The sequence below is a fragment of the Brevibacterium daeguense genome, from assembly GCF_021729135.1.
Lineage (GTDB): Bacteria > Actinomycetota > Actinomycetes > Actinomycetales > Brevibacteriaceae > Brevibacterium > Brevibacterium daeguense.
Genome location: NZ_JAJTWW010000003.1, coordinates 43,260 through 64,246, shown reverse-complemented (window position 1 = coordinate 64,246; position 20,987 = coordinate 43,260). Strand labels below are relative to the sequence as shown.

Annotated in this window: 20 protein-coding genes; all 20 read right to left on the bottom strand. The window is 70.3% G+C overall.

The genetic code is table 11. The features are described 5' to 3' along the window. Position 1: 1 nt before the first annotated feature. Genes LXN01_RS03955 through pyrR form a run of 20 tightly spaced genes read right to left on the bottom strand, consistent with a single transcriptional unit; the run spans position 2 to position 20,745 of the window. Positions 2–1,204 (bottom strand): CaiB/BaiF CoA transferase family protein, encoded by a 1,203-nt coding sequence (locus LXN01_RS03955; RefSeq protein WP_236863274.1) that lies wholly within the window; start codon positions 1,202–1,204, stop codon positions 2–4. A gap of 33 nt (positions 1,205–1,237) precedes the next feature. Next, entirely contained in the window at positions 1,238–1,699 is a 462-nt protein-coding gene (locus LXN01_RS03950; RefSeq protein WP_236863273.1) for a PH domain-containing protein, read from the bottom strand. Further along, the gene (gene hisG / locus LXN01_RS03945; protein WP_236863272.1) at positions 1,680–2,522 is read right to left on the bottom strand and encodes an ATP phosphoribosyltransferase; all 843 of its coding nucleotides are present in this window, start codon (positions 2,520–2,522) and stop codon (positions 1,680–1,682) included. Before hisG ends, LXN01_RS03950 begins: the two co-directional genes overlap by 20 nt. Before the next feature lie 54 nt (positions 2,523–2,576). After that, positions 2,577–2,840 carry a phosphoribosyl-ATP diphosphatase gene (locus tag LXN01_RS03940; RefSeq protein WP_236863271.1) on the bottom strand — a complete coding sequence of 88 codons (264 nt, stop codon included), beginning with the start codon at positions 2,838–2,840 and terminating at the stop codon, positions 2,577–2,579. Positions 2,841–2,896: 56 nt separating this feature from the next. Next, entirely contained in the window at positions 2,897–3,559 is a 663-nt protein-coding gene (gene rpe / locus LXN01_RS03935; RefSeq protein ID WP_236863270.1) for a ribulose-phosphate 3-epimerase, read from the bottom strand. Then, the gene (locus LXN01_RS03930) at positions 3,556–5,277 is read right to left on the bottom strand and encodes an RsmB/NOP family class I SAM-dependent RNA methyltransferase (protein ID WP_236863269.1); all 1,722 of its coding nucleotides are present in this window, start codon (positions 5,275–5,277) and stop codon (positions 3,556–3,558) included. The genes rpe and LXN01_RS03930 overlap by 4 nt, the downstream gene beginning before the upstream one ends. Then, the gene (fmt, locus tag LXN01_RS03925) at positions 5,277–6,197 is read right to left on the bottom strand and encodes a methionyl-tRNA formyltransferase (RefSeq protein WP_236863268.1); all 921 of its coding nucleotides are present in this window, start codon (positions 6,195–6,197) and stop codon (positions 5,277–5,279) included. Before fmt ends, LXN01_RS03930 begins: the two co-directional genes overlap by 1 nt. 34 nt (positions 6,198–6,231) lie before the next feature. Beyond that, positions 6,232–8,379, bottom strand: coding sequence for a primosomal protein N' family DNA-binding protein (locus LXN01_RS03920; RefSeq protein ID WP_236863267.1), 2,148 nt, complete (start codon positions 8,377–8,379; stop codon positions 6,232–6,234). Between the two features lie 9 nt (positions 8,380–8,388). Next, on the bottom strand, positions 8,389–9,591 hold the full coding sequence (gene metK, locus LXN01_RS03915; protein ID WP_236863266.1) for a methionine adenosyltransferase: 1,203 nt from the start codon (positions 9,589–9,591) through the stop codon (positions 8,389–8,391). A 9-nt stretch (positions 9,592–9,600) separates the two neighbouring features. After that, positions 9,601–10,824, bottom strand: a complete 1,224-nt coding sequence (gene coaBC, locus LXN01_RS03910) for a bifunctional phosphopantothenoylcysteine decarboxylase/phosphopantothenate--cysteine ligase CoaBC (RefSeq protein WP_236863265.1) — start codon at positions 10,822–10,824, stop codon at positions 9,601–9,603. Then, on the bottom strand, positions 10,821–11,138 hold the full coding sequence (gene rpoZ / locus LXN01_RS03905) for a DNA-directed RNA polymerase subunit omega (protein ID WP_236863264.1): 318 nt from the start codon (positions 11,136–11,138) through the stop codon (positions 10,821–10,823). Before rpoZ ends, coaBC begins: the two co-directional genes overlap by 4 nt. Before the next feature lie 10 nt (positions 11,139–11,148). Beyond that, positions 11,149–11,721, bottom strand: a complete 573-nt coding sequence (gene gmk / locus LXN01_RS03900) for a guanylate kinase (protein ID WP_236863263.1) — start codon at positions 11,719–11,721, stop codon at positions 11,149–11,151. Continuing rightward, positions 11,718–12,035 (bottom strand): integration host factor, actinobacterial type, encoded by a 318-nt coding sequence (gene mihF, locus LXN01_RS03895; protein ID WP_236863262.1) that lies wholly within the window; start codon positions 12,033–12,035, stop codon positions 11,718–11,720. The genes gmk and mihF overlap by 4 nt, the downstream gene beginning before the upstream one ends. 46 nt (positions 12,036–12,081) lie before the next feature. After that, complete coding sequence (gene pyrF, locus LXN01_RS03890) at positions 12,082–12,930, bottom strand: orotidine-5'-phosphate decarboxylase (RefSeq protein ID WP_236863261.1); 849 nt, start codon at positions 12,928–12,930, stop codon at positions 12,082–12,084. After that, positions 12,927–16,199 (bottom strand): carbamoyl-phosphate synthase large subunit, encoded by a 3,273-nt coding sequence (gene carB / locus LXN01_RS03885; RefSeq protein ID WP_236863260.1) that lies wholly within the window; start codon positions 16,197–16,199, stop codon positions 12,927–12,929. The genes pyrF and carB overlap by 4 nt, the downstream gene beginning before the upstream one ends. Positions 16,200–16,213: 14 nt before the next feature. Further along, positions 16,214–17,368: a glutamine-hydrolyzing carbamoyl-phosphate synthase small subunit gene (gene carA, locus LXN01_RS03880; RefSeq protein WP_236863259.1), complete on the bottom strand. Its 1,155-nt coding sequence runs from the start codon at positions 17,366–17,368 to the stop codon at positions 16,214–16,216. After that, positions 17,365–17,850: a PH-like domain-containing protein gene (locus LXN01_RS03875; RefSeq protein ID WP_236863258.1), complete on the bottom strand. Its 486-nt coding sequence runs from the start codon at positions 17,848–17,850 to the stop codon at positions 17,365–17,367. The genes carA and LXN01_RS03875 overlap by 4 nt, the downstream gene beginning before the upstream one ends. Then, entirely contained in the window at positions 17,850–19,163 is a 1,314-nt protein-coding gene (locus LXN01_RS03870) for a dihydroorotase (RefSeq protein ID WP_236863257.1), read from the bottom strand. Before LXN01_RS03870 ends, LXN01_RS03875 begins: the two co-directional genes overlap by 1 nt. Then, entirely contained in the window at positions 19,160–20,140 is a 981-nt protein-coding gene (locus LXN01_RS03865) for an aspartate carbamoyltransferase catalytic subunit (RefSeq protein ID WP_236863443.1), read from the bottom strand. Before LXN01_RS03865 ends, LXN01_RS03870 begins: the two co-directional genes overlap by 4 nt. Next, the gene (gene pyrR, locus LXN01_RS03860; RefSeq protein ID WP_336885231.1) at positions 20,140–20,745 is read right to left on the bottom strand and encodes a bifunctional pyr operon transcriptional regulator/uracil phosphoribosyltransferase PyrR; all 606 of its coding nucleotides are present in this window, start codon (positions 20,743–20,745) and stop codon (positions 20,140–20,142) included. Before pyrR ends, LXN01_RS03865 begins: the two co-directional genes overlap by 1 nt. Positions 20,746–20,987 lie beyond the last annotated feature (242 nt).

Genomic DNA, 20,987 nt, shown 5'->3' with positions numbered 1-20,987 from the left:
CTCAGTCCTCGAGCCAGGCGCGGATGGTCGCCTCGTGCTCGCCGAGCAGCGGCGGGGCGGTGTGCTCGGTGACAGTCGTCTCCGTCTCCCCGTCCGCGTCGACGTCGAAGAAGCGCAGCGGCGGGCCGGGCAGCTCCATCCGGCCGACCACCGGGTGATCGACTGCGACCTTGAGGCCCTGCGACAGCGCCTGCTCCCACTCGTAGACCTCCTGCAGGGTGCGCACGATGCCCGACGGGATGCCGGCACTCGACAGCTTCTCGAGCAGCTCGTCGGGCTCATAGGCGGCGAAGGCGTCCTCGACAGCGGCGGTCACCGCCGGCCGGTTGTCGACGCGCTCGGCGTTGGTCGCCATGCCGGGTGCGGCCGGGTCCAGGCCGAAGGCCGCACAGAACTTCTGCCACAGGTTCTCGTTGCCCACCGAGATCTGCACCGCGCCGTTCCTGCAGTGGAAGAGGCCGTACGGGGACAGGGACGGGTGGTGGTTGCCGCCCGGCACCGGATCCTGGCCGGCGACAGTCGTGCGCGTGCCCTGGAAGGCGTGGACCCCGACGACGCCAGCGATGAGCGAGGTCCGCACGACCTTGCCCCGGCCGGTGCGCTCGCGCTCCAGCAGGGCGGCGAGCACTCCGTAGGAGCCGTACATCCCGGCGAGCAGGTCCGCGATCGGCACGCCCACCTTCTGCAGGTCGTCCGGGCCGGAGCCGGTCAGCGACATCAGGCCCGCCTCGCCCTGGGCGATCTGGTCGTAGCCGGCGCGCGAGGCCTCGGGCCCGTCGTGGCCGAAGCCGGTGATCGACAGGATCACCAGCCGCGGGTTGAGCTCCAGGCAGGTGGACGTGGAGAAGCCGAGGCGGTCGAGGACGCCGCCGCGGAAGTTCTCCACCAGCACGTCGGCGCGCGTGATCAGCGCCTCGAGCGTGGCCCTGCCGTCATCGCTCTTGAGGTCGAGGCCGATGGACTCCTTGTTGCGGTTGCAGGAGAAGAAGTAGGTGGCCTGCGGATTGTCCTCGGGGCCGACGAACGGCGGTCCCCACGAGCGGGAGTCGTCACCGGAGACCGGGTTCTCGACCTTGATCACCCGAGCCCCGAGATCGCCGAGCATCTGCCCGGCATGGGGTCCGGCCAGCGCCCGGGACAGGTCGACGACGGTGTAACCCGCCAGCGGCCCTGCTGCGCGGGGATTCTCCGTGGGACGGCTCATTGGCTGCTCCTCTCCACGTCGGCGCGCGTGTGCTCAGCGGTCGTCGACGTCTGGTGTTCCGTGGATGTCCACGAGTCTACGCAATCGCTCACAGGCGGCGAATCCGCGCTTGCCGTCGGCGGACTGGATCGCCATCACGGCGTAGGTCTCCCCGTCCGAGAGGTCCAGCAGCGGCCAGGCCTGGTCACCGCGCGGGGAGAAGGTCACACCGACGATCTCGGCCCACTCGAACTTCCGAGTGTGCACCACGTTGCGCACCGTCAGTCCGTCGGGTGCGGCGAAGGCGGCGACCGCGCCGAGGCGCCAGAACCCCAGCGCCAGCAGCACGCCGATGAGGTTCATCCAGATCGCGTCGAGGGGGTGCCACGCCCGCCAGTCGCCTGCCGTGAGCGCATAGGACAGCACGGCGAACCCGACCAGCACCGCGACCGCCGACACCTGGGTGAGCGGGCGCAGCACGTACGGCCGGAAGGTCTCACATTCGGCAGGCGCCAATGGGAGTCACCAGAATCGCGCGAGCACCGACGTCGTAGAGCCGGTCCATGATGCGGTGGGAGTCCTGCGCGGCGACCATCGCCCGCACCGCGAACCATTCGGGATCCCGCAGCGTCGACACCGTGGGGCTGGCGAAGCCGGGGGTCAGCTCGACGGCGGCGTCGAGATCGTCGGAGTGGATGTCGTAGTCGATCAGGACGTAGTCGCGGGCGACCATCACCGACTGCACGCGGCGCAGGAACACGTCGGCGCCGGGCACGGCCGCCTCGTCCCGGGCGATCAGCACGCCCTCGGAGTGGATGATCGGCTCGCCGAAGGTCTCCAGGCCGGCCATCCGCAGGGTCGTGCCGGTCTCCACGACATCGGCGATCGCGTCGGCCACCCCGAGTTCGATCGAGACCTCCACGGCGCCGTCGAGCTTGACGGTCGTCGCCTCGATGCCCCGTTTGCGCAGGTCCGCGTCGACGAGCACCGGGTAGCTGGTCGCGATCGTCTTGCCGGCGAGCTCCGCGGGATCGGAGAACGCGCCGATCACTCCGGCGTAGTGGAAGCGCGAGCGGCCGAAGCCCAGCGGCAGGATCTCGGTGGCCGGCGCCTCGGATTCGAGCAGCAGATCCCGGCCGGTGATTCCGATGTCGAGGATGCCGCGGCCGATGTAGACGGCGATGTCGCGGGGCCGGAGGTAGAAGAACTCGATCTCGTTCTCCGGGTCGCGGTGCACGAGTGTCTTCGTGCTCGACCGCAGCGAGTAGCCGGCCTCGCGCAGCATGGTGGTGGCCGATTCCGACAGTGCGCCCTTGTTGGGCACGGCGACACGGAGCATGATGTCCTTTCGAGTGTTCCGGGCTCCCGAAGGTCTTCGGATCCGGGTGGCGGGCTAGAGCTTGCGGTAGACGTCCTCGAGGGTCAGTCCTCGGGCGATCATCATGACCTGCAGGTGGTAGAGCGCCTGCGAGATCTCCTCGGCCAGCTCCTCGTCGGACTGGTATTCGGCTGCCATCCAGACCTCGGCCGCTTCCTCGACGACCTTCTTCCCGATCGCGTGGACTCCCGCGTCCAGCTGAGCCACGGTCCCCGATCCCTCCGGGCGGGAGCGGGCTTTCTCGGTCAGTTCTGCGAACAGCTCATCGAAGGTCTTCACGGTCTCCAAGGTTAGTACACACCCCGCTCAGGCGGTGCGTCCGGTCATCGTCCGACTCAGTGGGTGTGGGCCGTGGCCAGTGCGCGCAGCTCGTCGATCGCAGCACCCGGGCTCTCCGCGCCGTAGACGGCCGAGCCGGCGACGAGCACGTTCGCGCCCGCCTCGACGACGCGTTCGACGGTCTTGGCCGACACTCCCCCGTCGACCTGCAGCTGGATGTCCAGCCCCGAGGCGCTGATCGCCTTCCGGGTGCGGGTGATCTTGGGCAGGCACACGTCGAGGAAGGACTGGCCGCCGAATCCCGGCTCCACCGTCATGATGAGGATCTGGTCGAACTCACCGAGCAGGTCGATGTAGGGCTCGATCGGGGTGGCCGGGCGCAGCGCGAGGCTGGCCCTGGCGCCGAGCCGGCGGATCTCGCGGGCCAGCCGCACGGGCGCGGCCGAGGCCTCGACGTGGAAGGACACCGAGGCGCAGCCGAGCTCCGCGTAGACGGGAGCGTGGCGGTCCGCGTCGGCGATCATCAGGTGGGCGTCCAGCGGGATCGGGGACACGTCCCGGATCCGCTCGACGACCGGGGGCCCGAAGGTGAGGTTCGGGACGAAATGGTTGTCCATCACGTCGACGTGGGCCATGTCGGCATTCGCGATGGCGGCGAGCTCGCCGCGCAGGTCCGCGAAATCGCAGGACAGGATGCTCGGATTGATGTGGATGCTCACGAAGCTGATCCTACGTCTTCCCCTGCTCCTGCGTCCTGGCCCGGTCCTGCGGCCTCACCTGTGTCCGTGCCCTCGCCCGCTCCTGCGTGCTGGCTCGCTCCGGCGTGCTGCGCCGGGTCTGCGTCGTCCGTCGGCTTCTTCCGCAGCAGCGCCAGGAACATGCCATCGGTGCCGTGCACGTCGGGCCACAGCTGAGCGCACCGGCCGCCGGCCACCTCGGCCGAGGCGAAGTGCTCCGCCTCCCGCCCGGCGATCTCCGCCAGCACGGCCGCGGCGTCGAGCAGCTCCACGCCGATGCCGGCCGCGCGCAGCGCGTCCTCGACGACGAGGAGCGTCTCCGCGTGGTGCGGAGAGCAGGTGGTGTAGGCCACGACGCCGCCGGGCATCACCGCGGCGATCGCCGAGGCGAGCAGTTCGCGCTGCACCGGCCCGAGCTCGTTGACGTCGCTCGGGCGGCGCCGCCACCGGGCCTCCGGACGGCGGCGCAGCGCCCCGAGCCCGGAGCAGGGCGCGTCGACGAGCACGCGGGAGAACTGCTCGGCGTGCTGGTGGCCGAACTCCCGGCCGTCGGCGGTGAACACCTCGACGACGTCGGCGAGCTGCCGGGTCGAGTCCTCGACGAGGTCGGCTCGATGGTCGGAGACGTCGGCGGCTATCACCCGGTCGCCGGTCTGCCGGGCGCGGGCGCCGAGGACCGCGGTCTTCCCGCCCGGGCCGGCGCACATGTCGAGCCATGCCCCGGCGGGCGCCTCGACAGCGGTGAGCGCCAGGGCGACCAGCTGGGAGCCCTCGTCCTGCACCCGGGCGGTGCCGGCGCGGACCTCGGGGACTTCGAGCGGGGAGCCGTGGTCGAGGTGCACCCCGAGCGGCGACAGCGGCGTGGGGGTTCCCCAGTCGGCGGCGACGGCCTCGCGGTCGGCGAGGCCCGGCAGCACGCTCAGGCACACGGCAGCGGGGGTGTTGTCGGCGTCGAGGAGCTGCGGCAGCTCCTCGGCACTCCGGCCGTGGGCGACGAGGGCCTGGCGCAGGGCCCGGATGATCCAGCCCGGGTGGGAGGTGGTGATCTCCAGGCGCCGCGCCTCGTCGGCGTCGCCGACGACGAGTTCGACCCATTCGTCCCGTGAGCGTTCGGAGATCCGCCGGAGGACGGCGTTGACGAATCCGCCCACCCGCTGCTCGTGATGGGCTTTGATGACCCCGACGGTCTCGGACACGGCGGCATGGTCGGCCACCCGCATGGACAGGAGCTGATGGGCGCCCATCCGCAGAGCGGCGAGCACTGGGGGGTCGATCTCTGCGGCGGGACGCTGGGCGGCGGCGTCGATCACGGCGTCGTAGAAGCCGATGCCGCGCAGCGTGCCGTAGGTCAGCTCCGTCGCGAGCCCTGCGTCGAGCCCGTTCAGGTGGGTGCGAGCGAGCTTGCTGGGCAGCAGCAGGTTGGCGTAGGCGTCGTTGACCTCGACATCGCGCAGCACCTCCCAGGCGAGTGTGCGGGGCAGATTGGCCCGCGGCGCCCGCCGCCCGGAGTCCCGGCCCCGCGGCTGCGAGTCCCGGTCCCGGTGCTGCGGGTGCCGGCCCCCCTGCTGCAGGTGCCGGCCCGGAGTTTCCCCTCGCCCACCCCGCGAGTCATGACGCTGCGAGTCCTGGCCGTGCTGCCGTCCCCTGCCGCCGCCGTGGCTCCGGCCGTGGTGCCTGTCGTCGGATCGGTCGTCGGCCATCAGCTCTCCTCCAGGTCGAAGTCCGCGCCGCCATGGCCGCGCAGGTAGTCCAGTGCGCTCATGCGCTGCTTGCCGAACGGCTGGATCGCCGCGATCGTCACCGCGCCCGATCCGGTGCCGATCACGGCGTGCCCGTCCACCAGCCGGAGCTGTCCGGGTGCGGGTGCCGGCAGGTGCGCGGCGGTGCGCGTGCCGAAGATCTTGGTCCGCGCTCCGTCGATCGTCGCCCAGGCTCCGGGCTGCGGCGACACACCGCGGGCACGGGCGGACACCTCGGCGGCCGGGACCCGGAAGTCGATGCGCGCCTCCTCCGGGGTGATCTTCGCCGCGTGGCAGGCCTCACCGGACTGCGGCCGGAATTCGGCGGTGCCGGCGGCGACGGCGGCGAGGGCCTCCACGAGCACGGGGGCGCCGCGGTGGGCGTAGGAGTCGAGGATCTCGCCGGCGTCGAGCTCGGGCAGCGCCAGCGGCAGCGCGGTGACGATGTCACCGGTGTCCATCCCCGTGTCGAGCCGGAAGACGGTCACACCCGATTCGGCCTGGCCCGCCATCACGGCGCGCTGGACGGGTGCGGCACCGCGCCACTGCGGCAGCAGGGAGAAGTGGAGGTTGAACCAGCCGTGGCGGGCGGCGGCCAGAGCGCGCGGGCCGGCCAGCGCGCCGTAGGCGACGACCGCCACGGCATCGATGTCGAGGGCTTCGATCCGGTCGAGGATCTCGCCGCGCAGGCGGTCCGCCTCGAGCACGGGCAGCTCGGACTCCTGGGCCCTGGCCTTCACAGGACTGGGGGTGAGTCGGCGCTTGCGTCCCACCGGCGCGTCGGGTCGCGTGAGCACCGCGACCACCTCGTGATCCGAGGACAGCAGCGCGTCGAGGGAGGGTACGGCGACCTCCGGGGTGCCGGCGAAGAGCAGTCTCACGGTCGACCAGTCTACGGGGTATCCGGAATGGCCCTCACAGCGCCGCCGGGTCGTCGACGCGCGCGGACACCTGCTCGGCGCCGCGCATGGACCGCGACGCGATCTCTGCGGCCAACCGGGTCGTCACGGCCCGGCCGGCCGGGATGTCGCACGCGGCGACCACGCGGTGCGGATCGTCCTCCTCGAGGAGGACCCGCACCTCGGCGACCTCGCGCAGCACCTGGAGCACCTCATCGACCGCCGAGCGGGGACCGTCCAGGGTGATCGTCCGCGCGCCGGGAGGCAGCCCGAGCCCCACCCGGTCGGCCCACTGCTCAGCGGCCCACGGCACCGGTTCGAAGCGGGTCAGGACCCGGCGCACGGATTCGTCCTCGTCGAGCAGGAGGATCCGCCCCCCGTGCTCCCGGGAGCGGACCAGCGAGGCGGCCCGCAGCCGGCGGGAGATCGCGTGATCCGTTCCCCTCATCCCGGGCCCGGGCCACAGGGTGTCCAGCAGCAGTGCCACTGCGTAGCCGCCTTGCGTATAAGGCTCCGCACCGGTCGTCGCCACCACGATGCTCGGTTCGCTGTCCACGTCGAGCAGGACGCGGTCACCGCCGGAGCGGATCACGCGGGTGCCGGGGAAAGCACGCCCGAGCTCCTCGTACACCTTGTCGACCCCGCTGACCACCGAGCGCACCGACGTGGCGCCGCACTCACGGCAGCTCATGCTGTCGGCGCGGTATCCGCAGGTCCTGCATGCGAAGGGCCCGAGGATCGAGGCGGCGGAGACCTTCGATTCGCACTGCGGGCAGCGCACCACGGTCCGGCAGCGGGCGCACGCGATCACCGGCAGGTAACCGCTGCGGGGCACTTGGACGAGCACGGGGCCGGTGGCCGTGGGCTTCCGCGTCCGGCCCAGCGCCTCGCGCACCAGCTCGAAGGCCCGAGGCGGCAGCCTGCCGGCCTGTGCAGGGTCCCCGTCCGGGTCGGGGACGAAGACGAGGGGCGAGGCGGCCCGGCGGGACTCCCGCGGGATCGTGATCTCGCCGACCCATCCCGTCGCCACCAGGTGCTGGACCTCCACGCTGCGGTCGTACCCGAGCAGCAGCAGCGCCGATCCGCTCTGCTGGACGCGATTGAGGAGCACCTGACGGGCATGGGGGTAGGGTGCCCGCTGCTCGAGGTAGCTGTCGTTGTCGTCGTCGAAGCAGATCACCAGAGCGGGCTCGGACAGCGGGGCGAACGCAGCGGCCCGCGTCCCGATGACCAGCCGCGCCCGTCCGGTGAGCACCGAGACCCAGGCGGCCCACCGCTCCTCCTGACCCTGGTCCGCCGACAGGCGCGCACTCGCCGGCTCCAGGTCGCCGAGGCGCGCCTCGACTGCGGCGATCTCACGGTAGTCGGGCACCAGCCACAGCACCGAGCGACCCGCTTCCAGCGCCTGTGCGGCTGCCCTCATCCCGAGGTGGATCCAGCCGGTACCCGGATCCTGTCCCGGCAGCACCCCGAGGGCTGCCCGCGGGCCCCGTGGAACAGGCGCCGGGCCGGGGGCCGGCAGCTGTTCCGGGAGTGCGGCCTCCTCCGCCGGCGGCGCTGTGCCGGTCGCCGGATGTGCTTCTCCGACGTTGTCCGCCCAGGACCGCAGGGCGGTCAGGAAGGAGGTGAAGTCGGCCGGTTCATCCGGTGCGGGGTCGAGCTCCGCCGCAGCCTGCTGCAGCGCGACCTCGGACATCCGAGCCGAAGGCGAGGCCAGGACGGCCTTCTCCGCCCGCGCGTGGCGCGGCGGAATGGCCAGCCGCAGCACGTCGGGCAGGGTCCCCGCATAGCGGTCGGCGACGCTCCGACACAGTCTCAGCAGCTGCGGTGTCAGCACCGGCAGCGGGGAGACGACCCGCGACAGTGTCGACAGCTCGCCCACATGCTCGGTGTCTGATCTGCGCTCAAGGATGAAGCCGGACGTCAGACGCCCGGCGAACCGCACGCGGACGCGGACGCCGGGACGTGCGTCCGCGTCCATCGTCGCCGGGACCGCGTAGTCGAAGGGGCGGGCCAGGTGCGGCAGCTGGGTCTCGACGAGGACGACGGCGACCGGGTCTTCCGCGGCGGGGGCCACGCCGCCCCGGACGCGGAGTCCGCCCGCCGTCGTCCCATGGTCCTCGTCCCCGGGCTCGTCCCCGAGCAGACTGGGCTGGACCACCATGCCGTCGGCTCAGCTCACCAGCCGGGCCAGCTCGTTCGCGCGCTCGGTGTTCTCCCAGGTGAAGTTGGCTCCAGTGCGGCCGAAGTGCCCGTAGCTCGCGGTGTCCTGGAAGATCGGGCGCTGCAGGTCGAGGTCCCGGATGATCATCGCGGGGCGGAGGTCGAAGACCTCGTTGATCGCGGCGGTGATCCGTGCGGGGTCGACCTTCTCCGTGCCGAAGGTCTCCAGGTAGAGGCCGACGGGCCGGCTCGAGCCGATGGCGTAGGCGACCTGCACCTCCACCCGGTCCGCGAGTCCGGCTGCCACCACGTTCTTGGCGACCAACCGCATCGCGTAGGCGCCGGAGCGGTCGACCTTCGACGGGTCCTTGCCGGAGAAGGCGCCGCCGCCATGGCGTGCGAAACCGCCGTAGGTGTCGACGATGATCTTGCGTCCGGTCAGACCGGCGTCACCCATCGGTCCCCCGACGACGAACTTGCCGGCGGGGTTGATGTAGTAGGTGGTGGCCGACATGTCCAGCCCGCGGTCAGCGAGGACCGGGGCGATCACGGTCTCCTTGATCTCGGCCTCGAGCTGGTGCAGTCCGACTGCGGCATCGTGCTGGGTGGACAGCACGATCGCCTCGATGGTCACGGGGGTGTCGCCGTCATAGCCGATGGTGACCTGGGTCTTGCCGTCCGGCCGCAGGTAGTCGAGCAGTCCGGTCTTGCGGACCTCGGTGAGCCGCTCCGACAGGCGGTGGGCCAGGAAGATCGGCAGCGGCATGAGCACGTCGGTGGAGCTGTCGGCGTAGCCGAACATCAGCCCCTGGTCGCCAGCGCCCAGGGAGCTGCCGAAGTCCTCGTCGTCGTGGTCTCCGGAGCGGCGCTCCAGCGAGGTGGTGACGCCGGTGCTGATGTTCTCCGACTGCGAGCCGATCGACACTGACACACCGCAGGAGTGACCGTCGAAGCCCTTCTCCGAGGAGTCGTAGCCGATCCCGATGATCGTCTTGCGGACGATGTCGGCGATGTTCGAGTACCCGCTGGTGGTCACCTCACCGGCGACGTGGACGAGGCCGGTGGTCACGAGTGTCTCCACCGCGACCCGGGCCGTCGGGTCCTGGGCGAGCAGGGAGTCGAGGACCGCGTCGCTGATCTGATCGCAGATCTTGTCGGGGTGGCCCTCGGTCACGGATTCGGACGTGAAATGGCGCAGATTCGAAGAAGTCACCCGACCATCCTAACCATGAAGGACGGACGCCACTCCGGCGACGACCTTCTCGGACACCTCGTCCTTGGTCCCCTCGGTCCGCAGGACCTCCGAGACGGCGTCGCCGTCCCGGGCGTAGAGGACGATCGCGTTGGTGTCGGTGCCGAAGGCCTTCCCGGCGGAGACGTCGTTGAGCACCAGCAGGTCGCAGCCCTTGCGGAGCAGCTTCTCGCGCGCCAGCTGCTCGGGTCCGGCCTCCGGTGAACCCGTCTCCGCGGCGAACCCGACGATGAGCTGGTCCCCTGCTCGGGTCCTGACCAGTCCGGCGAGGATGTCCGGGTTCTGCACGAGCTCGATGCGCAGCCCCTCGTCCCCGGACTTCTTCATCTTGTGGGCGGCGGTCTCGGCAGCCCGGTAGTCGGACACCGCCGCGCTCATGATGATGACGTCCGACTCCGGCTGCGCGGCTGCGCACGCCTCGGCGAGCTCGGCGGTGGTCTCCACCTCGGTCACGGTCACCGTCGGCGGCAATCCGGCGAGCACCTCGGCGCCCACATTCGCGGCCACGAGGTGGACGCTGCCGCCCGCCGCGGCGGCGGCCCGGGCGAGGGCGGTGCCCTGCTTGCCGGAGGATCGGTTGCCCAGGTAGCGCACGGGATCCAGCGGTTCCCGGGTCCCTCCCGCGGTGACGAGGATGCGGTTTCCGGCGAGGGCGCCTCCGGGCGCGGCGCCGGCGGCGAACTCCAGCGCGGCGGAGACGATACGATCGGGTTCCGGCAACCTGCCGGGACCCGAGTCGGCGCCGGTGAGGCGGCCGGAATCGGGTTCGATGACGTGGACGCCGCGGTCGCGCAGCGTCTCCACGTTGTCGACCGTCGCCGGGTGGTGCCACATCTCGGTGTGCATGGCCGGCGCCATCACCACCGGGGCGGTCGCCGTGAGCAGCGTGGCGGTGAGCAGATCATCGGCGATCCCCGCTCGGGCGCGGGCCAGCAGGTCCGCGGTGGCCGGAGCGATGATCACGAGGTCTGCGTGCTGGCCGATATTGACGTGCTCGACCTCGTCGATGCGCGTGAACACCGACGTCGACACGGGTTGACCGCTGAGCGCCTCCCAGGTGGCCGCGCCGACGAACTCCAGCGCGGCGCGGGTGGGCACGACGCGGACGCTGTGTCCGAGTTCCCTCAGTTCGCGGACCACATGACAGGCTTTGTAAGCCGCGATGCCGCCCGCGACCCCGAGGACGACGTTCACTGCTCGGGGAACTCCTCGTCGGCGACGCCGAAGTCCTCGGCGATCGGCTGGCCGAAGTCGGATTCGCGCGGCTCGCGGATGAGGATCTTGCCCTCGTTGATCTCGCGCAGCGCGATCGACAGCGGCTTCTCGTTCGGCTCAGGCGTGACCAGCGGGCCGACGTTCTCCAGCAGTCCCTCCTGCAGCTGCGCGTAGTAGGCGTTGATCTGCCGGGCACGACGCGAGGACTCGATGACGAGCTCGTACTTCGAGTCCGTCACCGCCAGCAGGTCGTCGATCGGCGGATAGGTGATGCCTTCGGGTTGTACTGACACTCAGACTCCATCAATCAGTTTCGGTGCTGTCGACCGACAGCCCCATCAATCGTACTAGGTCTTGCGCGGCAGTTCGAACGTCGCTGTTGACGACGGTGTGGTCGAACTCGGACTCCGCGGCCAGTTCGAGCTTTGCGGTCTCCAGCCGGCGCTCCTGCTCCTCGGGCGTCTCCGTGCCGCGGCCGATCAGCCGCCGGACGAGCTCCTCCCAGGTGGGAGGGGCGAGGAAGACGAATCGCGCCTCGGGCATCCGCTCCTTGACCTGTCGTGCTCCCTGCAGGTCGATCTCCAGCAGCGCGGGCTTCCCCGCCGCCAGCGCGTGGCGCACCGGCAGGGCGGGAGTCCCGTAGCGGAACCGACCGTGCACGGTGGCGCTCTCGAGCAGCTCGCCGGCGGCGAGCATCCGATCGAACTCCTCCTCCGAGGTGAACAGGTAATGCACCCCGTCGATCTCGCCGGGTCGCGGCGGGCGCGTCGTCGCCGACACGGAGAACCAGATCGCAGGGAAGTGCTCGCGGATGTAGGCACTGACCGTGCCCTTTCCGACAGCGGTGGGGCCGGCCAGTACAGTCAGGGTATTCACTTGGCGTCGAACTTCTCCAGCAATGCGGCGGTCTGATGGACTCCCAGTCCCTTGAGCCTGCGGGAGGAGGCGATTCCGATCTCCTCCATGAGCGCAGTGGCGCGGCGGTCGCCGACTCCGGGCAGCGAACGCAGCAGGTCGTGCACCTTCATCTTGCTCAGTGCCTCGTCCTCGGCGGCGTCCGAGAGCACCTGGGACAGCGTGGTCCGCCCCGACTTCAGTGCGGTCTTGACCTCTGCCCGTGCCTGCCGGGCCTTGAAGGCCTTGTCCAAGGCGGCGGACCTCTGCTCAGGCGTCAATGGTTCGAGTGCCACGTCGTCTCCTCATCAAGAAAGTGCGCTCTGTCCTGGGAAGTTCTCCTCAGTCTAGACGCAACCGCTGACCGAGCACACGGCTGATTTCATCCATCGTGACCTGGAGCGCAGTTCGATCCGGCCCGTGGGAGAGCACGGAGCGCGAAGCGTTCACCAGCACTCGACCCGACCGGAACGAGTCGCCGAACACCCGTTCGAGATCGTCCACGGTGGCGCCCTGCGCACCGAAGCCGGGCGCCAGGATGGGGCACTGCAGGCCGGCGGGATCCATGCCGAGGTACTTGGCTGTCTCCCCGGCCGTGGCGCCGATGACGACCCCGGCCAGCGGCGAGCCGACCTCGGCGTTGAAGGCCTCGACCCCGGCGACCACCTCGGCGGCCACCGCACTGCCACCGGAGGTGGTGGCGTGCTGGACCTGTGCCCCCTCCGGATTGGAGGTCAGGGCCAGCACGAAGCAGCCCGTCCCCCACCTGCGGGCGGCCTCCAGCGCGGGTGCCAATGACCCGAAGCCCAGGTAGGGCGACAGCGTGACGGCGTCGGCGCACAGCGGGGAGGAGGGATTCATGTACGCGTCGGCGTAGCCGGCCATCGTGGATCCGATGTCCCCGCGCTTGATGTCGAGGATCGTCAGCAGTCCGGTCTGCCGGGCCTCGGCCAGCACCTCTTCGAGCACCGCGATCCCGGCGGAGCCGAAGCGCTCGAAGAATGCCGACTGCGGCTTGACGGTGCCCACCCGGCCGGCCGCCGCCTCGAGCACCCGCAGGGACAGCTCGCGGGCGCCGGCGGCGGTGTCGGGCAGACCCCAGTGGTGGAGCATTCCGGCGCTGGGGTCGATGCCCACGACCAGGGCCGAGGTGCGCGCCGCCGCCACCCAGCTGCGGCTGTAGTCCCTCATGCCCAGTCCTGCAGGGACCGGACCCCGTAGGGCTGGTTCCGGATCGACTCGATCGCAGTCACCGCGGCGGCGAACTCCGCGACCGTGGTCATCAGGGGCACCCCGGCGGCCACGGCCGAGGCGCGGATCTCGTAGCCGTCGGCGCGCTCCTGGCGGCCGGACGGCACGTTGATGACGAGATCGATGCGGCCTTCGGTGATGTCGTCGAGGATGGTGCGCTCGTCCTCGGCGGTCTCGTAGTGCTTGGGCAGCTGCGTCGCCTCGATGCCGTAGCGGGCGAGCACCGAGGCGGTGCCGGCCGTTGCCAGGATCTCGAACCCCATGTCGGCCAGCTGCTTGACCGGCAGCACCGAGGAGCGCTTCTCCCGGTCGGCCACGGAGACGAACACCGTGCCCGAGGTGGGCAGAGCGGCTCCCGCCCCGAGCTCGGCCTTGCCGAAGGCGATGGGGAAGTTCACATCGATGCCCATGACCTCGCCGGTCGAGCGCATCTCGGGGCCGAGGATCGAGTCGACGATCTTCCCGTCGACCGTCCGGAAGCGGCGGAACGGCAGCACCGCCTCCTTGACCGCGATCGGGTGCTCGAGCCCGAGGTGGGAGCCGTCGGACTCGGCGGCCAGGAGCGAGCCGCGCAGGTCCTTGATGGTCCGGCCGACCGCGATCAGCGCGGCAGCCTTGGCCAGCGGGTGGCCCGTGGCCTTCGACACGAACGGGACCGTGCGGGAGGCACGCGGATTGGCCTCGATGACGTAGAGGACATCGGCGGCGATCGCGAACTGGATGTTGAGCAGGCCGCGCACGTTGGTGCCGCGGGCGATCTGCAGGGTCGCCTCGCGGACTCGCTGCAGCACGTTCTCGCCCAGGGTGATCGACGGCAGCACGCAGGCGGAGTCGCCGGAGTGGATGCCCGCCTCCTCGATGTGCTCCATGATCCCGCCGAGGTAGATCTCCTCGCCGTCGTAGAGCGCGTCGACATCGATCTCGACGGCATCCTCGAGGAACCGGTCGACGAGCACCGGCCGGTCGATCGAGACCTCGGTCGCGGTCGCCATGTAGTCGAACAGCTGCTCGGTGTCGTACACGATCTGCATGCCGCGGCCGCCGAGCACATAGGAGGGGCGGACCAGCACCGGGTAGCCGATCTCGGTGGCGATCGTCTTCGCCTCGGCGTAGGTTGTGGCGGTGCCGTGCTTGGGTGCCAGCAGGCCGGCCTGGGCGAGCACCCGGCCGAATTCGCCGCGGTCCTCGGCGAGGTCGATCGCCTCGGGCTGGGTGCCGAGCACGGGAACTCCTGCGGCCTTGAGGCGGTCGGCCAGTCCCAGCGGGGTCTGGCCGCCGAGCGTGCACACGACCCCGGCGACGGGCCCGGCGGCCAGCTCCGCGCGGTAGACCTCCATCACGTCCTCGAAGCTCAGCGGCTCGAAGTACAGGCGGTCGGCGGTGTCGTAGTCGGTGGAGACGGTCTCCGGATTGCAGTTGATCATCACGGTCTCGTAGCCGGCCTCCGACAGTGCCAGCGTGGCGTGCACGCAGGAGTAGTCGAATTCGATGCCCTGCCCGATCCGGTTGGGCCCGGAGCCGAGGATGATGACCGCTTCGCGCTCCCGCGGCATGACCTCGGTCTCGTCGTCATAGCTCGAGTAGTGGTAGGGGGTGCGGGCGGCGAACTCGCCGGCACAGGTGTCGACGGTCTTGAACACCGGGCGGATGCCCAGGGCGTGGCGGACGCCGGTGACGACCTGCTCGTCCAGATGGCGCAGCTCGCCGATCTGCGCGTCGGAGAAGCCGTGGCGCTTGGCGAGCTCGAAGATCCGAGCCGACAGCTCAGGCGCGTCGGCGACGAGCCGGGCGACCTCGTTGATGAGCGCGATCTGGTCGAGGTACCACGGGTCGATGTCGCAGGCGTCGTGCACCTCCTCGACGGTCAGGCCCGACGCCAGTCCCCGCTGCACGGTGTGGAGCCGGTCCGCGGTGGCGTGCCCGATCCGGGCCAGCACGTCCTGCCTGACCTCGGAATCGGAGAGGTCGTAGCGCTCGGTCCAGGAGAAGGCCGAGTCCCTCTGCTCCAGGGAGCGCATGGCCTTCTGGAGGGCGGTGGTGAAGTTGCGCCCGAGGGCCATCACCTCGCCGACGGACTTCATGGTGGTCGTCAGCGTCGGGTCGGCGGCCGGGAACTTCTCGAACGCGAAGCGCGGGATCTTCACGGCCACGTAGTCGAGCGCCGGCTCGAACGAGGCGGGGGTGACCCCGGTGATGTCGTTGGGGATCTCATCGAGGGTGTAGCCGATCGCGAGTTTCGCGGCGATCTTCGCGATCGGGAATCCGGTCGCCTTCGATGCCAGCGCCGAGGACCGCGACACGCGGGGATTCATCTCGATGACGACGACCCGACCGTCATCCGGGTCGATCGCGAACTGGATGTTGCAACCGCCGGTCTCCACGCCGACCGCACGGATCACGTCGATGCCGATGTTGCGCAGGTTCTGGTATTCGACGTCGGTCAGCGTCATCGCAGGCGCCACCGTAATGGAGTCGCCGGTGTGGACCCCGACCGGGTCGATGTTCTCGATCGAGCAGATCACCACGACGTTGTCGTTGCGATCCCGCATGAGCTCGAGCTCGTACTCCTTCCAGCCCAGGATGCTCTCCTCGAGCAGCACCTCGGTGGTGAGGGAGTCCTGCAGGCCGGCGCCGGCGATCCGGCGCAGGTCCTGCTCGTTGAAGGCCATGCCGGAGCCGAGTCCGCCCATGGTGAAGGACGGGCGCACGACCATCGGGTAGCCGAGCTCCTCGGCGGCGGCCAGGCAGTCCTCGATCGAGTGCGCGATCGCGGACCGGGCGACGCCGGCTCCGCAGCGTTCGACGACCTGCTTGAACTGCAGGCGGTCCTCGCCGCGCTGGATGGCCTCGACGCTGGCGCCGATGAGCTCGACGCCGTACTTGTCGAGCACGCCGGATTCGTCCAGGTTGATCGCCGCGTTGAGCGCCGTCTGCCCGCCCAGGGTGGGCAGCAGCGCATCGGGCCTCTCCTTGGCGATGATGGTCTCGATGATGCCCGGCTCGATCGGCTCCACGTAGGTGGCGTCGGCGACCTCGGGATCGGTCATGATCGTCGCCGGGTTGGAGTTGACGAGGATGACCCGCAGGCCCTCCTCCTTGAGCACGCGGCAGGCCTGGGTGCCGGAGTAGTCGAACTCGCTGGCCTGGCCGATCACGATGGGGCCGGAGCCGATGACCAGGACGGAGGACAGGTCTTGTCTGATGGGCACTGTGGTGTCTCTCCTCAGTTTTCGGCGGAGCGGTTGGCGGTCATGAGCTCGGCGAAGCGGTCGAACAGGCCTCTGGAGTCGTGCGGTCCGGCAGCCGATTCCGGATGGAACTGCACGGAGTAGGCCGGGATGTCCAGGCAGCGGATGCCTTCCACGACCTGATCGTTGAGCCCGATATGACTGACCTCGACGCGCCCGAAGGAGGCGTCGGCGGGAGCGGTGACGACCCCTTCGAGCGGCGCGTCGACGGCGAAGCCGTGATTCTGCGACGTGATCTCGACGCGTCCGGTGGACTTGTCGAGCACCGGCTGGTTCATCCCGCGGTGGCCGAACTTGAGCTTGTAGGTGCCGAAGCCGAGGGCCCGCCCGAGGAGCTGGTTGCCGAAGCAGATGCCGAAGAACGGGATCCGGGCCGCGAGCACCTGGCGCAGCACGTCCACCTGGTGGTCGGCCGCGGCGGGATCGCCGGGTCCGTTGGAGTAGAAGACGCCGTCGACGCCGAGCTCCCGGACCTCGTCGAAGGTCGTCGAGGCCGGCACCACGTGGACTTCGATGCCGCGGGCGGCCAGCTGCTCCGGAGTCATCGACTTGATGCCGAGGTCGTAGGCGGCGACGGTGAACTTCTTCTCTCCCTGTGCGGGCACGACATAGGCCTTCTCGGTGGTGACCTCGTCGGCGAGCTGCAGGCCGGTCATCTCCGGGGCGGCGTTGACCTCGGCGACCAGCTCGGACTCCGGCCGGTCGGCGGCGTCCCCGGAGAAGATGCCCATCCGCATCGCTCCGCGATCGCGCAGATGCCGGGTGAGCGCACGGGTGTCGACGTCCTTGATGCCGACGACTCCGAGGCGGGACAGTCGGTCCTCGAGGTCTTCGGTGGCGCGCCAGTTCGAGGAGACGCGGGACGCGTCGCGCACGACGTAGCCCGCGATCCAGTACTTCAGCGATTCGTCGTCGGTGTCGTTGACGCCGGTGTTGCCGATGTGGGGCGCCGTCTGGACGACGATCTGACGGTGGTAGGACGGGTCGGTCAGCGTCTCCTGGTAGCCGGTCATGGCGGTGACGAAGACGGCTTCGCCGACGGTCTGTCCGGTGGCGGCGTAGGCGTTCCCGCGCAGGGTGCGGCCGTCCTCCAGGACGAGCACGGCAGGTGTTTGATTCAGCAGGTTCACGAGGCCTCCCCGATGAGCTGGCGGATATGGTCGATGGTGGGCTGCCGGTCGGCTGCGGCCCGGGTGCGGAAGCCGGTGTCGACGGGAGTGTCACCGAGCTTCCAGGTGATCACCACGATCCCGTCCCGCTCGACGAACTTGCCGATCATGCCGGAGGTGGTCGAGACGTCGAGGATCGCGTCGACGGGGATCAGCAGGTCGTCGCCGCCGTCCCGGTCGAGGATGACGCCCGCGTCGCTGAAGGACAGCCGCGCCGACGTGCGGATCCCCAGGCCGTGGGCGGCGACGCGCTCCAGATGCTGGCCGGACAGGGTGGTCACCACGTACGTGCCGTCGATCGGATCGCCGATCACGGTGGTGCCTTCGGCCGGGCGAGCGGGCCGGGGCAGCACCGCGGCCTGGGAGTCCCGCCGGGACCGCCAGCCCCACCACAGCAGCGCGAAGACGCCGATGACGATGGCGACCGTCAGCAGAGTGGGCATCAGACGATCCATGAGCCGCCTTCCGTGATCGGATGGGCGGTGGTCAGGCTGCCGTCGGCGACGACCTGGTGGCCGTAGAGGACGGTGTGGACGATCCGGGTCGACACCTCGAACCCGGCGAAGGGATTGTTCCGGCCGAGCGTTGCGTGCTCGTTCGGATCCACGCGCACCGCGGCGTCCGGGTCGACGAGCACGAGGTTGGCGCCACGGCCGGGTGCCAGGCTGCCCTGCTCGGGCAGGCCGGAGATCTCGGCAGGGCGCGAGCTCATGACGCGGGCGACGTCGGACCAGCCGAAGTCGTGGTCGCGCATCGCCTCGACGACGATGGCCAGGGCGGTCTCCATGCCGACCATGCCCATCGCCGCGGCCGTCCACTCGCAGCACTTGTGCTCGGCGGTGTGGGGTGCGTGGTCGGTGCCGATCACGTCGATGGTGCCGTCGGCGAGCCCGGCGCGCACGGCGTCGACGTCGGCCCGGGTGCGCAGCGGCGGGTTGACCTTGTAGAGCGGGTCGTAGCTGCGCACGAGCTCGTCGGTGAGCATGAGATGGTGCGGGGTGACCTCGGCGGTCACGGCCACGCCCCGGCTCTTCGCCCAGCGCACGAGCTCGACGCTGCCGCGGGTGGACAGATGGCAGACGTGCAGGCGTGAGCCGACGTGCTCGGCCAGCAGGATGTCGCGGGCGATGATGGCCTCCTCCGCCACCGCCGGCCAGCCGGGCAGGCCGAGCTCCGAGGAGACGATGCCCTCGTTCATCTGGGCGCCTTCGGTGAGTCGGGGCTCCTGCGAGTGCTGAGCGATGATGCCGTCGAAGGTCTTGACATACTCCAGCGCCCTCCGCATGAGCAGCGGATCGGCGACACAGTGGCCGTCGTCGGAGAAGATCCGCACGTCGGCGGCGCTGCGCGCCATGGCACCGAGTTCGGCGAGCTGCTCGCCCTGCTGGCCGACGGTCACGGCGCCGATCGGCACGACCTCCGTCCACCCGGCTTCGCGGCCCAGGTTCCACACCTGTTCGACGACTCCGGCGGTGTCGGCGACCGGGGCGGTGTTGGCCATCGCGTGGACGGCAGTGTAGCCGCCGCGCGCTGCTGACTGCGAGCCGGTGAGCACGGTCTCGGCATCCTCCCGGCCGGGTTCGCGCAGGTGCGTGTGCAGATCGACGAAGCCGGGCAGCGCGATCAGCCCCTCCGCGTCGATCACCCGGCCCGGATCGGCCAGCGCCTCGACCTCGACGAAGCGGCCGTCGGCGATCGCGAGGTCGCGCACCTCCCCGCCGAGCACCGAGGCGTTCCTGATGAGCAGTGAGGTCACGAGCGTCCTTCCGATTCGGTTCCCATGAGCAGTCGGTACAGGGCGGCCATCCGCACGGCCACTCCATTGGCGACCTGGCTGAGGACGACGGCGCGCGGCGAGTCGGCGGCCTCGGCGCAGATCTCGAAGCCGCGGTTCATCGGTCCGGGGTGCATGATCGCGGTGTGTCCGGGCAGGGCGCGGTAGCGCTGCGGAGTGAGGCCCCAGAGCCGGGTGTACTCCCGAGGATTCGGGAAGAACGACTGGTGCATGCGCTCCAATTGCACCCGCAGCATCATGACCGCGTCGAACTCGTGGGCGGCCAATGCGTCGTCGTAGTCGTAGAACACCTCTGCGGGCCACTCTTCCACACCCCACGGCATGAGCGTCGGAGGGCCGATGAGCACGACCTGCGCGCCGAGGGTGTTGAGGAGGTGGACGTTGGAGCGGGCGACCCGGGAGTGGAGGATGTCACCCACGATCGCCACGGTGGAGCCGGCCAGGTCGGTGCCGCGCGCGCCTTCGGCCGGGCCCGAGGCGGGCAGGCCGCCGCGCACCCGGCGCAGGGTGAAGGAGTCCAGCAGGGCCTGGGTGGGATGCTCGTGGGTTCCGTCGCCGGCGTTGAGGATCGGCACATCGATCCACCCGCTGGTGGCAAGCCGGTGAGGCGTGCCGGAGCCGGCGTGGCGGACCACGACGGCGTCTGCGCCCATCGCTGCCAGGGTCTGCATCGTGTCCTGCAGGCTCTCGCCCTTGGACACGCTCGAGCCCTTGGCGGAGAAGTTGATGACGTCGGCCGAGAGGCGCTTGGCGGCGGCTTCGAAGGAGAGTCGGGTGCGGGTGGAGTCCTCGAAGAAGAGGTTGACGACGGTGCGGCCGCGCAGCACCGGCAGCTTCTTGACCTCGCGCTCGGAGACCTGAGCCATCTCCTCGGCCACGTCGAGGAGATCGACGGCGTCGTCGCGGGTGAGGTCCGTGGTGGACAGCAGGTGGCGCATCATGCCGCCTCGGGAGCGGAGATCGTCACGGCGTCCTCACCGTCGATCTCCGCCACGGTGACCGAGACGCGTTCGTCGATCGCGGTGGGCAGGTTCTTGCCGACGTGGTCAGCTCGGATCGGCAGGCTGCGGTGTCCCCGGTCGACGAGGACTGCCAGGCGCACGGCGTCGGGGCGGCCGATGTCGGCCAGCGCGTCGAGAGCCGCGCGGATCGTGCGGCCGGAGAAGAGGACATCGTCGACGAGCACGACGGTCCTCCCGTCGATGCCAGTCGGCGGAATGCGAGTGGGTTCGGGAGAGCGGAGCTTGCCACGGCGGAGATCATCCCGATACATGGTGATGTCGAGGCTGCCGGTGATCGCGTCTGCATCTGCGTCCGGCTCGATCTGCGCGATCTTCTCCGCCAGGCGGCGGGCCAGCGGGACGCCGCGAGTGGGAATTCCGAGGATCACGAGACCCTGTGCGCCCTTGTTGCTCTCGATGACCTCGTGGGCGATCCGCGAGATCGCCCGTGAGATCTCTGCCGAGTCGAGTACGGTGCGATGTCTCAATCTGGTTCCCTTCTCCTTCTCCGCCTCACTGGACGGCCTGTTAAAGGAGTGAATGTGCTTCCGGCGCAGCGGTGGCCCTCCGGAGGCGAATGTGCCTTGGCAAGCATACTCCCCGGCAGCAGCGCAGGCGCGCGGCCCCGGCGTGATGTGGCAGACACTGCGCTGATCCTGGCGCCGGACCCACCCGGCCCCCGACTCACCTGATCCTGGCGCGGGACCCACCCGGCGGTCGACTTACCTGATCCTGGCGCCGGGCTCACCCGCCCAGTAGATTGTGCGGAAGATCGCCGGATCGG

Bases quoted from the DNA above. Each gene is read 5' to 3' on its own strand.
- LXN01_RS03955 (WP_236863274.1), bottom strand. From the start codon at position 1,204: ATGAGCCGTCCCACGGAGAATCCCCGCGCAGCAGGGCCGCTGGCGGGT.
- hisG (WP_236863272.1), bottom strand. From the start codon at position 2,522: ATGCTCCGTGTCGCCGTGCCCAACAAGGGCGCACTGTCGGAATCGGCC.
- LXN01_RS03930 (WP_236863269.1), bottom strand. From the start codon at position 5,277: ATGGCCGACGACCGATCCGACGACAGGCACCACGGCCGGAGCCACGGC.
- LXN01_RS03920 (WP_236863267.1), bottom strand. From the start codon at position 8,379: ATGGTGGTCCAGCCCAGTCTGCTCGGGGACGAGCCCGGGGACGAGGAC.
- pyrF (WP_236863261.1), bottom strand. From the start codon at position 12,930: ATGAGGGACTACAGCCGCAGCTGGGTGGCGGCGGCGCGCACCTCGGCC.
- LXN01_RS03875 (WP_236863258.1), bottom strand. From the start codon at position 17,850: ATGCCCACTCTGCTGACGGTCGCCATCGTCATCGGCGTCTTCGCGCTG.
- LXN01_RS03865 (WP_236863443.1), bottom strand. From the start codon at position 20,140: ATGCGCCACCTGCTGTCCACCACGGACCTCACCCGCGACGACGCCGTC.